Annotated in this window: 13 protein-coding genes; 1 reads left to right on the plus strand and 12 read right to left on the minus strand. The window is 35.8% G+C overall.

The window, feature by feature from the left end:
- Positions 1–13 precede the first annotated feature (13 nt).
- From H4J75_RS12970 to H4J75_RS13020, 11 genes are all read right to left on the minus strand, one after another.
- Entirely contained in the window at positions 14–736 is a 723-nt protein-coding gene (locus H4J75_RS12970) for a hypothetical protein (RefSeq protein WP_182216338.1), read from the minus strand.
- A 310-nt stretch (positions 737–1046) separates the two neighbouring features.
- The gene (locus H4J75_RS12975) at positions 1047–1967 is read right to left on the minus strand and encodes a hypothetical protein (protein ID WP_070376445.1); all 921 of its coding nucleotides are present in this window, start codon (positions 1965–1967) and stop codon (positions 1047–1049) included.
- Between the two features lie 63 nt (positions 1968–2030).
- Positions 2031–2678, minus strand: a complete 648-nt coding sequence (locus H4J75_RS12980) for a hypothetical protein (RefSeq protein WP_070376444.1) — start codon at positions 2676–2678, stop codon at positions 2031–2033.
- 87 nt (positions 2679–2765) lie between these two features.
- Positions 2766–3230, minus strand: coding sequence for a hypothetical protein (locus tag H4J75_RS12985; protein ID WP_070376443.1), 465 nt, complete (start codon positions 3228–3230; stop codon positions 2766–2768).
- 21 nt (positions 3231–3251) lie between these two features.
- Positions 3252–3524 (minus strand): DnaJ domain-containing protein, encoded by a 273-nt coding sequence (locus H4J75_RS12990; protein WP_070376442.1) that lies wholly within the window; start codon positions 3522–3524, stop codon positions 3252–3254.
- A gap of 204 nt (positions 3525–3728) precedes the next feature.
- The gene (locus H4J75_RS12995; RefSeq protein ID WP_182216343.1) at positions 3729–4166 is read right to left on the minus strand and encodes a group 1 truncated hemoglobin; all 438 of its coding nucleotides are present in this window, start codon (positions 4164–4166) and stop codon (positions 3729–3731) included.
- Positions 4166–4987 carry a DUF3034 family protein gene (locus H4J75_RS13000; protein ID WP_182216345.1) on the minus strand — a complete coding sequence of 274 codons (822 nt, stop codon included), beginning with the start codon at positions 4985–4987 and terminating at the stop codon, positions 4166–4168. The genes H4J75_RS12995 and H4J75_RS13000 overlap by 1 nt, the downstream gene beginning before the upstream one ends.
- Positions 4971–7298 (minus strand): EAL domain-containing protein, encoded by a 2328-nt coding sequence (locus H4J75_RS13005; protein WP_182222374.1) that lies wholly within the window; start codon positions 7296–7298, stop codon positions 4971–4973. Before H4J75_RS13005 ends, H4J75_RS13000 begins: the two co-directional genes overlap by 17 nt.
- Complete coding sequence (locus H4J75_RS13010; RefSeq protein WP_182222375.1) at positions 7288–7926, minus strand: methylamine utilization protein; 639 nt, start codon at positions 7924–7926, stop codon at positions 7288–7290. Before H4J75_RS13010 ends, H4J75_RS13005 begins: the two co-directional genes overlap by 11 nt.
- Positions 7927–8424: 498 nt before the next feature.
- A complete protein-coding gene (speE, locus tag H4J75_RS13015; protein WP_182222376.1) occupies positions 8425–9282 on the minus strand; it encodes a polyamine aminopropyltransferase in 858 nt (285 codons plus the stop codon).
- Complete coding sequence (locus H4J75_RS13020; protein ID WP_182222377.1) at positions 9272–10234, minus strand: adenosylmethionine decarboxylase; 963 nt, start codon at positions 10232–10234, stop codon at positions 9272–9274. Before H4J75_RS13020 ends, speE begins: the two co-directional genes overlap by 11 nt.
- 213 nt (positions 10235–10447) lie before the next feature.
- On the opposite strand from H4J75_RS13020, the gene speB reads away from it, so the two are divergent.
- Positions 10448–11389 carry an agmatinase gene (speB, locus tag H4J75_RS13025; RefSeq protein WP_259366402.1) on the plus strand — a complete coding sequence of 314 codons (942 nt, stop codon included), beginning with the start codon at positions 10448–10450 and terminating at the stop codon, positions 11387–11389.
- Positions 11390–11457: 68 nt separating this feature from the next.
- Here speB and nhaD read toward each other — a convergent pair whose 3' ends face one another.
- Positions 11458–12879, minus strand: a complete 1422-nt coding sequence (nhaD, locus tag H4J75_RS13030) for a sodium:proton antiporter NhaD (RefSeq protein WP_310733551.1) — start codon at positions 12877–12879, stop codon at positions 11458–11460.
- Positions 12880–12903: the final 24 nt, after the last annotated feature.

Genomic DNA, 12903 nt, shown 5'->3' on the forward strand with positions numbered 1-12903 from the left:
GGAACTAAAATAATTACTTAAAGTATTGGATGACTTCATAGGTAACATTTAACAACGTCGCTTGCTTGATTTTTATTTCAGCGCCTTTGAAATTAAATAGGATATGCGCACCTTGTTTATTTTCTATAGAAAAATCTTGGCTAAAAGTCGCTTTAGCCATGTTTGCTGAGTATTCAGCATAGTTAAAGTTAATTTTACCGTTTGATAATCCTTTATAAGAGAGTGTTTTTCTGAAATAGCCTTTCTCAGGGGTCTTACTGTTATCGCTAAAAATATTATAAGGGATATTTAAAGTAACACCTTCATCGCCAGCAAAAGTTCCCAATTCAAAATACCCATCTTTGTTTTCATCAAATAAACAAAATTTAACCAAACCATCATCATATTCAGCGTCATTAAAACAAGCGGCATTGCCTCCTGAGCGACTCATGCCTAACAAGGTGGTTTTTCCTTTGCTTAATCCTGGGTGTTCATCGTAAATAAACTTAATATGAGTAAGTAAACTAACAGACTGCGTTTTTTTTTCTAAGTAGCTACCTGACACTTTAGTTAATAAGTTATCACCTATGTCTACTGTAAATTCATCGGCTAACTCAGGGCTGTTCTTTTTAGCATTAACCACTATCGCGTCACTAGACAAGTTCTGATAAACAGGTAAAGAAGAACAAGCACTCACTATTACACTACCAGCAACCCAACAAACAACAGGTAAAAAACGCCTCTTTATTCTATTCATCCATAACCCTTTATCCAAAAATAATAATATGATGAGTAAGGTAGCTTAAACCTAAACTTTACGTCAACCAATCTGTACAAGTAATTGCCTTAGATATATTTTATCAACACAGAAAGTAATATTTCAACCGACAGGTCTAAACTTAATAAAGGGAAGGTTTAATTGTATTAACAAAAACTAAAAAAAGCGCTAATAATGAATAGCATTGAAAATTTTATCTGGAGTTGAGTTATCACAAAGAAATAACCGCACTAGTGCACGGTTATTTAACAAGTTATCGCTTACTTTTAAGTATTGGTTAATACTTTTATTATTGCCCTTCAGGTCTTAAATAAGCCAAATCATCTTCATCGTCAGCATGAAAGTCATAGCCACCGTCAAAGTCGCCATTGAGCTCATTAGCAACAGTGATAGGCAGTTCTAATATCTCCTGAATATAAATAGAGAGATTTTCCTGTTGATCAATAATGCCCTTAAGTTCAGTGAACGTTAATAACTTTATATCTTGCAGGTAACCTTTAGTTAAAACTGATAATTGTTCAGTAAAACTGGCAATACAAGTATCGACTTTAGTCAGTAAGGCCTGTTTATCTGTTTTGGTCAGGTAAGTATTCAACTGCTCGTACAAACTTGTAGTAAAAACTTTTTTATCACTATCAATAAGTAATAATGCAATGGCGGTGTTTAGAAATTTTTGTAATTCAAACAACAATACCTCTTCATCATCGTCAACAAGTAAACTGGTTGCACAATAATCTGTGGCAATGCTTTTATAAACTTGTAATAACTTGGCACTTTTATACCCTTCATTAACTAACGCTGTATGCATTACTCTAATATCAGTTGTATCATTGATGGCTAAAGCGTAACGGCGAATAGATATTTCTTCGAAGTATGAAGGGGATATTGTTTTTAATTGAGCATACTTTGCCCAGCCTGCCCGAAAGCAATAAACAACACCTTGGCTTTTTAAAATTTCTTTTGCCTTATCTGTGTCGTTATCACAAAGGTCTAACAAACCTAAATTGCTCATTCCCAGAACAATTTCACAGCCTTTTTTAATTTGATCAGCATAAATTATTGATAGATTATCAGACGCTATTCTCAAAGACATATCAGATAACTGTTGCTTGGTTTTATGCATAAATTCAGGCGTAAAAAAACCTTCACTTTCGCCGTCTCTTAATACTAAAAGTAAAAACGGATAATTTCTTAACTCTGCAATGTTCATTGATGAATTCCAATCAATTAAAGCGGTTATTATAAGCTAAATAAATACGGTGGCAGTTTAGCGTTAAAGAGGCGCAAACATATCGTCGGTATCCATTTCTACAGCAGTCACTCTTTGTTTATTTGCATTTTGCTTTAATGCATTCTCTATATTATCGAGTGTGCCATTGGTACTAACCGTCATTACTTCACGATAAGCTTCTTCGCTTAAGGATTTTATTTTCATTAATAATTCTTCAATACTACCAGAGGTTTGCTCTTCATCTTCTTCAATTTCTGAAAAATCATGGCCGATGAATGGTAAAGACAAGTATAAAAGACCAAAGTCGTCTTCAACTATCGCCGTTAATACTTCTCGTTGTTTTTCTTCATCATCAGAAGAAAGAAATATTTGCGTTAACAAACTATGCGCTTCTGTTTGTGCACAAAAGACGTGGTCTTCATCAATATTTTGCCAGTAAGATGGTTCAACATTTAAGAGTTGTTTTATTGACTCAGCATCCATTAACCATGTGGCAATAGAGGGAATGGTGGCATCGTGCTCTCTGACAATTTTTGCTACCGTTAAAATATCCATCTCGGTTAACACTGCCAGCATTTTTTCGTCGCCGTGCTCAGAGGCAATAGCCTCTAATGAAGTGCCTGCACGTCTACCGCTGTGTTGTGCTTGTTCTATAATATCGCTAGCTAGAATTAATGCATTTTTTGTCAAGTTGATTCCTTAAAACTTATATTTATTTGTCGATTATTTCGGTTTTTAATGGTGAGTTAAACTTAATTACACTCTTATTGATTAAGCTTAGTAGTTCTCATCATAATCATTAGATTCATCGTCATCATCGACTTGAGCGTAATCATCTTCTTCGGCTTTTAAGGGCGTTGCATCATAACCATTATAGAAATGAATCAGCAAAACAGCTTTTTTCAAGTCGTCTTCAGCATGCGCCATTATTTCAGTAATACATGCTCGAGCATCAGCATGAACGCCGACAAAAGGCTTAACGTCAGCCCACTCTGGTTCATCGTTAAGCTCGATTGTCGATAAATTTTTACTATCGATTCTTACCTTAGTTGAGATAGCCATCGCCAACTGATCAACCATGCCATTAAATAATAAAGGCATTTGCTTTAATTGTTCAAACAAATTTGATAAATAATTTGATAATAGATCAGGATTTTCTGGATCCGATAATGAATTCATATTCTCTAAATACATAGAGAAATCATCCGTTAAATATTCGGGTAAGTTAGTTTGGGATTGCATACAAATCTCCTAGTAAAAAGGCTAATTCTGCGCTTGATTAAAAGCACTTTGCCAAAAAGAATCAGCAATTTCTCGCGGATCGGTTATTACCGTATAGTTACTTTTTAAATATAATGACCGTTTTTTTGGATCAGAAATAACATCATATGCTTTTTGAATAAGTTGAAACTTTTCTTTGGCTTCAACATTATCATTTCTATCTGGGTGATATTTATTGGCAAGTTTTCGATAAGCTTTTTTAATTTCGATGGTGGTTGACACCCTACTCACGCCTAACTGTTCAAAATAATCCATAAAATTTCAACTACCTTTAGCAAGACAACATAAAAATGACTGTTGACACAATTGGCGCAATTTTACCTTCGCTATTACATAATTAACATCATTATGTTTGCTTATTTTTCGTTTATATTAAGGTATAGAGGTAATCGATTAAAACTAAACGCAAATAATGTTGTTAGGGCTAACTTAAGCAACAGATAGAAACAGTTGCCGACTTTACATTTTTATTATCTCTGGTCTCAAAACAGCTAATTTAACCAATATTTTATTTTGGGACTGATAAGAGATATCAACATCTTCCATCGCCTCTATTAACAACTCTACCACACGATTAAAATCAGCTTCATTGATATTCATACCGGTATGAATATCAATCATGCTATCGCCATTATACTTACAGGGACCATTAACCACACCACACAGATGGTTGATAAAACCGTGCTTGAAATGTTTGACGCTCGATTTGGCAAAATAAGGCAGTATTGCTTTATCCTTGACAATTCTTTTTACAAAAGCATCAACAAGTTGTTCTATCCCTTGATGACCGCCAATATCTTGATAAAGTTCATCACTTGGTATTAAATTCTTACTACTACAGCCAAGGCAAAGTTGCAGGACTAGGACAATAAAAAAACCGTTAACATATTTAATCATTAATAAGATCCCGACAAAGATAAATACCAACCCTTTTGATCGGCTAATGCAGCTATAGTGCCTAAATTAAGATAGGCGAGAGTAACGTTCAAATGTTTGTTTGGGAACCAAGCAACAAAAACATCTTGCCAGTCGTCTTCTCCAAGACCTAAATTGTCTGGTTTATGGCGATATTCAGTGCCAATCGCCAAGTGTTTATTCATTAATACGGCTACTGACATTTCGGTTTGTAATGCACCATTACCTTTTGGGCCACTAAAACCGAGTAACCCCATTTCATTTGCTTTTGTGTAACGAGCAGTGGCATTCCATAACACGTTATAGCCGGCCAACAAACCTAAATGAAGCTTGCTCGCTGCTAAATAAATATCGGTACCTGTGTCATCTTTCGCGCCTAATGAAAAAGCAACATCGGCAGTTGATAGTGATTTGTGCTGTATACCTACTGATAATTGTGGCCAAGTGCTATAAACCAAGTCACCGTACAAACGTACTTTAAGACCTAAAATTTTTTGAGATAAGGTTAATGATAATGGGTCGACCTGAAAATTTTGCTTAGCAAATGAAAACTCGACACGGTCATAAAAATTAATTTGCCCTCCGCAGCTATTTAATTGAAAGTCTTTCACGTTAGCCTGCGAACAAAAGGCAGAAAAGGCTATTTCGTCTTCCGTTGCATAACCCGCTAATTGCGCCCAAGGCACTAGACCACCGCCTCCTGAGCCCTCGACTTGAGAAACACCAGGGGTTGCTAATATTTTACCATTAGCGAAGCTAGTCAAAGGTAAAAGGAGTAATATAAGGCTAAAGAGGCGATTCATAAGTTTTATACCATTCTATAAATTTTTCAGCGCTAACAGGTCTTGATAAATAGTAACCTTGTGCATAGTCACACTGAAAGTCATTTAATAACATTAAGCTTTCTTTGTTTTCAACACCTTCAGCGACCACACTCAGCCCAAGTTTATGACCAAGAGAGATAGTTGAGGCAACAATATCTTGATCTTTCTGGCATTGTTCTAACTTTAAAATGAAGGTTTTGTCAATTTTCAGTTCATCGACGGGTAAACTTTTTAACTTAGCTAATGAAGATTGACCAATACCATAATCGTCGACTGAAATCAGAAAACCTAATGATTTTAGGTGAGATAAACGCGCAACGACTAATGCTTCGTTTTCGGCAATATCTCTCTCTGTTAATTCCAAAGTGATTTGCGATGTTGACACTTCGTGATTATTTACTGTGTTAAGTAAATAATCAACAAATTGCTCATTTTGAATATCTTGTGCGGATAAGTTAATCGCTACCTTAAAACGGTAGCCCATCTTATTCCATTGTTCAGTTTGTTGAATAACTTGTAGGATCACCCAGCGTGTTAAGGATACAATCAAACCGGCTTTTTCAGCTAAATCAATAAACAATTCTGGGTTTACAAAGTTACCTTCTTTATTTATCCAACGAATTAACGCTTCAAGTTTATCAATTTTACCGGTATTCATATTTAATTTTGGCTGATAATTCATGAAAAGTGGACTTACTTCACACTCAAGTGCCTCTTTTAACTCTTCTATTAAGCGCAACTTATAAAGGTAAGCCTCATCTTCTCCATCTTGATAAAATCGCAATAAGACCTGGTCTTGATATGCTGAAGCAACTGCCATGGTTGATCGCCTGATCAATCGCTCCGCATCGACGCCATGCTCTATAGAGTTGGCGACACCAAAATAAAGTGATAAATTAATTTTAATGTCATCAAGCCAAAAAGGACGATTAAGTTCACTCTGCAGCAATTCGATAAAATGTTTTATTTCATTGGTTTTCTGTATAGGTACAGCCAATAAAAATTCATCTGAATTAGTGCGCGCAGCAATAATATCGTGATCTAAGTTATGATTTGATTTTTCAATATAGACTAAAATACGGGCAGCAATTTCTTTTAAAATATTATCACCATTAGTCAATCCTATGGTGTCATTAAGTGCTTTAAAAGCTTTAATATTAAAAGTAATCACCACTAAGTGAATATCTTTATTAAAGTAGTCAGCTACTTTCGTTAATGTTTTATGGCGGTTGTATAAACCAGTTAATATATCGCGCTCTGCCTGATAAACAATTGACTGCTCACGATTCTCAATAGCCGCGCCCATCAATGAAAATCCTTGATAAAGTTCGCTAAATTCAACAGGCAAACGGTTGGCCAATTTAGGTACATTAAGTTCACCGCGGCCAATTTTTTTCGTGACTTCCATTAAAATATGTAACGGCGTAGATAAGCCTCGAGATAACAGGCGAGAAAAGGTGATAGCAATAACGATGACAATCACCGCTATTATCAACATAGAAAAAATCAGCCGATTAAAATCACTTTGAATTTGTGTTAAAGGCGCAGACAAGGTTGCTTTTATATCTTTAGAACCACCGAAGTTGATGGTTTTGTGGAAGTAATCTGCTCGTGTTAGCAATAAGTTTGGCGACTGTTGTTTAGTGCCTTGTAACAATTGTTTTATAATGTCTTCACGTTCGATACTTGACTCAATCAGTTGATTGTTTTGCACTAATGTTAAGTCTAAAGCGATGAGGTCTTTCAGTTTTAATAGTGCAACTTGGTCAAATTCAAAGCCAATCACGGTGTAAGCAATAACTCTTGGCGCCTTAACCGGGACAACAATAACTTGGTAAACTTTATTTTCGATACTCAGAATTTGAGCATGAACCTCCCTAAAAGGAAGTTTAGTAATATTTGCTTGAATTGTTTTTTCATCGAATGAGTGTAATGAACTGGTCGTCGATAACTTACCTTCTAAGTCTAGAATCAACATCAAATCAGCATTGATACGTTTACCGTGATTAAAGAGAACACTCTCCACGGTGTTTTTGTCGCGAGTCGCTACCGCTTGTTTAAAACCAAAGTCTGCGGCTAAAACACTGGCGGTAGTCGTTAAAACTCGCTCTTGCGACCTTAATGTTTGGTCGAGTACGTTTTGAGCAAAATACATTTGGCGTTCGATTTGGTTTTCGGCATAATCAGCAAACCTAAACCAATTACTCCCCGTTAAAATAATTACGGTTAATAAAATTAAACTGGTTAATAGCCAAGTAATTTGTGCTTTAAAACTAAACCTAGTGTTCATAGAAAGCTAACTCTTCAAAACTGCCTCTTGCTTGAGGTGCTTTTACGCTTATGGTGATAAAAATTTCATTGTTATCAATCATTTTTTGATCAACGGTTAACAGGGTATGCTTTGTTAAACCTATAGTGCTATTAGGATGCCAAATTTTTAATTGGGTATTTAACGCTAATGGTTGCGTTAACAAGACCTCTCCGTTGGTATCACTTAAGTAGGCATTATTTTCATCTGAAACATAAATATAGCCGACCATAGCATCATGGATATTGCAACCCATGACGACAAGACCTTTATCTTCGAAACGAACCGGACTTTTAGGCTTACCTGAATACAATTTTAATTCAAATGTTTTAGCTAGCGAAAAAGAATAAACATGATGTCTAATATCATCTTTATTGGGAAAGCTAACCTGACTATTAACCGGCACAACTAAAACATGAGGGGAAAATTGTTTGTTTATTTGATCCATCACGTAGATACGATCATCGATTGATTGATTTATAACGGGTTGAGGTATGACATACTCAATAACAGCATCGGGCAGAGGGTCGTTATTTTGATCAATAATTTTTATAAGTGTTTGGCTAAAAGCAGTTTCAAGGAATACCACTGAACAGAAAGATATAACCATAAACAATCGAAACGTAAACATTATCATGATGACCTAAAATGATTTTTTTTCGGTTTTAAATCATACCTGTACATATGACAAGAGTCTAATTTTATTAAGGTAATAATCAATACATCCCCTGTTAACGGTGTAATAACTTATACTTAACGATAATAGTAATGTTAAAAGACTTAGCGCTTTACCTATTAAGCATCAGTAAAAATAATCGTTATCATCAGTTTAATGAGTCCCTGTAAAAATGAACAATATCCTTTGCACAAGTATAAATATAAGTAAAAGAGCATTAGGGGATCACTTGGGAAATAATCATAAGCTACAGTAAAATAAGGGAATCACTTGGGGAGTAATCATAAGCTATAGCAAAATAAGGGGATCACTTGGGGAGTAATCATAAGCTATAGCAAAATAAGCGAGTTACTTAGCTATAGCTTGTCTGGTGATTTTTACTTACACAGTTGCAACACAAACGTCTAAAGATTATTGGCCGTTTAAAATGACTTAATTATCAATTAAACCCAGCAAACCTTTTTTGACAAAGCTAGGTAAGGCGAAGGCAGCAGAGTGAAGCGGAGCATTATAATAATCAAAACTTAAGCCTGACTTTTCAACCCGTTCAGCGTTAAAATCCTTAATAGGATGGTATTGCTTAGACGCAAAAGTAAAACTCCATAAGCCGCCTGGATAAGTTAAATTACTAAAACTATACAAATAAGTTTTAGGAAAGACATTGTTTAATACTTTCAATAGCGATTGTTGAATATCCATGGCATACCAAGAAGACTCTCCCTGGGCAACAACGATACCGTCATCGGCTAAACAGTTAAAAACATCTTTATAAAATGCTTCGCCAAATAAAGGTTGAGCCGGTCCAATCGGATCAGTGCTGTCGACAATAATAACGTCAAACTTCTCAGTGGTTTCTTTAACAAATTGCACACCATCACCGATAATAAGATCTATGCGTTCATCATCGAGGGCTGAAGCGGTTTGTGGAATGTGCTCTTTACAGGCGTTGACAACCATCACGTCGATTTCAACCATAGTACATTTTTTTACCGATAGATGACGAATGACTTCTCTTGCCGTTCCACCATCACCACCACCAATCACTAAAACATTCTTAGGGTTAGGATGCACAAACAAGGGCACATGGCTTATCATATCGTGATAAGCAAATTCGTCTCGCTCGGTGACCATAATCAAACCGTCATTTAGTAACATTTTACCATGACCTTTAGTTTCAACAACATCAACGGTTTGAAATTCACTTTTCCCAGAGAAAAGTACTTTTTCTACTTTAAATTTAATCCCCAAAAAGTCTTCAAACTTTTCTTCTACCCATAAATTAGAGTGCATGGTTTTCTCCTGAAATATCAATCATAATTGGCTCAGCAAAGACTGTCTGTGGCAGAATATAGTTGGCAAAGTTTACTAAATAGCCATTATCAAGCTTTTTACAAACACGTGATTTACTCACATATTGTGTTGGAATTAACACCCTTAATTTTTGCTCAAAAGCTTGTTCATTAAAGCTCATTAAATCAAAAGATTTTGGTGCCAGTATCTCTAAAAGTTTTGGCGCAAGCAAAAGTAAATCTATATTCGATTCAAAGCTAATATAACTACTGTCCATTTGAGGCGTCACATGAATGGTTAAATATTGCTGTTCGTTAATCGCATTAAGTGAATAACCGTAAGGGGAAAAGACAAAGTCATCAATAATAAAGCCAGGTAGAATACTATCAATACACAAAAACTGACGAATTTCTTCAGCTGACAAATTAGCTTGTGTTAAATGTTTCGAAGCCTGCTCACTTATTTGATAGGCGAGTAACTCGTAGGTAATGTCATCAGTGTCAGCAGTAAAGTCGTTATCTAAATGAAAAACGTAGTTGTGGTGACTGTCCATTTCACCAAAACGATAAGCCTTACCCGGTAAATATTGATTAATTAATTTGATATCATCACCAAAGCAGCTAGGCTGGGCGTTTGAAAAATATTCGTTCTTTCGCTGATAAGTGAGCTGTTTAATCACTTTTGTGCCAAATTTTTGAATAAAAAACTCTACCGCTTTAACTAACTGCGTTTCACCACAAGTTAATATTAATATTCTATCTGACCAGACAAATAAACTCGACTCGGACAGTAAAAAAGCTTTGCAATACTCATTTTCAATCGAAGATAGTATTTGAGCTTGACTACGATTAACTAATGCTGACCAAAATTCGTCGTCAATATCGTTAAGTAAAGAAAGCTGCTTACCATCGATTAAGATTTCAGCTTTTTTTTCTGATCCCTCAAAAAACATAACAACTCCTCATTAAAAAAATAGTGCGTCATTTTACAAATTATTTCATTTTTATCAATAAAATAATGTAGCTAACATCGAAAAAATAAACAACAAGCTTGCCATCCAATAGCCCTAGTTTTATTAACAACACTATATTTTATAAATAAAACTATACATTTAGCCTTTATTTTGGATAATTAAGAAAATATTGCCGTTAGGTATCACGACTCGATGAATATGGTTAAAGAAATTAATGTGGGTTTAATATCCCCGCCAACACCTTTTGAAGGAGCTAAAGATAAGCGAGGTATTTTTCAAAATACCAGCCACATCATCGGCTTTGAGTTTGATGGTACCGCATGCTTTAGAAAAGGCACTAAAGATGGGCCTAACGCACTTCGAGCCGTTTCTGATGGTATTGAATCGTATTCTCCGTATTTAGACGCAGACCTTGAAGATATTTCATTTGTTGATCTAGGTAATTTACCGATTGATTTATCTATTAATGAACAAAGTTGTCAAGCTGATATAGAAAACGCCTATAGTAATGCTAATGATGCTTTTAACACCTTATTTGAAAATGTTGCTTTAAAAGAAAATAATATTCGCATTGTCACCTTAGGCGGCGAACATTCTATTTCTTACGCTCCAATAAAGAAGTATTTGACCGAATACCCTGACTTAATCATATTGCATCTCGACGCACATGCTGATTTACGCGATGGTTACTTAGGATATCATTATTCCCATGCCGCTATTATTCGCCGTATTACCGATCATTTTGGTAAAGATAATAAGCTAATACAATACGGTATTCGCTCAGGTACTCGTGAAGAATATCAATGGATGAAAGCACATCAAACACTCAAAAAAAGCAGAGCTGAATTTCTTGCCAGTGTTGAGGCGATTGCACAAGATACACCTATTTATTTAACCTTAGATTTAGATTATTTTGATCCAAGCTTTTTTCCAGGTACCGGAACACCTGAACCAGGCGGAGAAGATTTTCATTCACTGATTAGCTTATGCAAAATTTTACGATCTAAATATTTTGTTGGCTGCGATGTAGTCGAGTTAGCGCCTAAAATTGACAGTACAGGAAATAGTGATGTTTTTGCGGCGAAAGTCGTGCGGGAATTATTACTTTGTTTAGCAGGGCCAAGCACAGCCTAATAGTAGATCAATATCCTAAGAGAACACCTTTAATATAACGCAGTTACATTAAAGGTGTTCCAGATTACTTAGCCATTAATCAAAAAATGAACATAGATACTGGCGCTATAGCCTAAAGCGATAGCCCAACTCCATTTAAGGTGGCCAACAAATGAGTATTTGCCTTTCGTTTGCCCCATTAAAGCAACACCCGCCGCAGAGCCAACCGACAGTAAACTTCCCCCTACCCCAGCGGTCATTGTAACTAATAACCATTGCTGTAAATCCATCACGGGGTTCATACTTAAGACAGCAAAAACAACAGGGATATTATCAATAATGGCTGAAAGTACGCCGACAGCAATATTGGCATAGGTCGGATCCCAGTTGGTATATAATAAGTCTGATACTAAACTTAAATAGCCCATAAAACCAAGGCCACCAACACACATAACAACCCCATAAAAAAACAGTAAGGTATCCCACTCTGCGCGTGCTATTTTTTCAAAAATATCAAAAGGAACGATATTACCTAACCTTTTCAGGGCTTTTTCATCATGACGGATAGTTGCTAAGGTACGTTTTTTATCTAATGAACGAGGAAGGCTTCTTCTTAAATAAAACCCTAAAAACTTGAGGTAACCTAAGCCCATCATCATTCCTAACACGGGTGGCATGTTAACAACACTATGGGTGGCAACTGACGTAGCTATGGTGAGTATAAATAAGAAAATAATTCGCTTCGCGCCACGTTTTAGCATGAAGTCTTCATCGGTTATAGGTGTTGATCTTTCATTAGAGATAAAAAAGCTCATAATAATAGCAGGGACTAAAAAGTTGACCAGGGAAGGTATAAATAGTACGAAAAATTGCTCAAACTTAACTAAGCCTGCCTGCCATATCATTAAAGTGGTTATATCCCCAAATGGACTAAACACCCCGCCAGCATTAGAGGCTACCACTATATTGATACAGGCAATGTTAATAAACTTAAGGTCCTTAGGAGCAACTTTAAGGACAATGGCACACATCAACATTGCCGTCGTTAGATTATTAGCAAACGAAGAAATAACGAATGCCATCATGCCTGTTACCCAAAACAAACTGCGTAAACTTAACCCTTTAGAAATCATCCAAACCCGTAAGCTATCGAACACCCCTCGCTCTTCCATCGCATTTATATAAGTCATCGCGACTAATAAAAATAATAATAACTGAGCATATTCTAATAAATTATGATTAAAAGCTTCTTCTGCCGCTTTAGGAATGCCGTGTTGGGTGTAAATCCAACCAATAATCAGCCAAATGACACCAGCCGCGACCAATACTGGTTTTGACTTTCTCAGATGAAGAAACTCCTCACTAATAACCAGTAGGTAAGCGATAATAAAAATCGTTAATGCAGTAAATCCTGCAATAGTGTTAGTGAGATCAATTTCACCGGCTCCAGCGGCAAAAGCAGGTGTTGCAAAGAGGAGCAGCAATACAGTCGTTATTAATTTTTTCACGATATTTCTCTGAGTTAATTTAAAATT

Source organism: Colwellia sp. BRX10-1 (assembly GCF_014077545.1).
In the GTDB taxonomy this organism is placed as follows: Bacteria; Pseudomonadota; Gammaproteobacteria; order Enterobacterales; family Alteromonadaceae; genus Colwellia_A.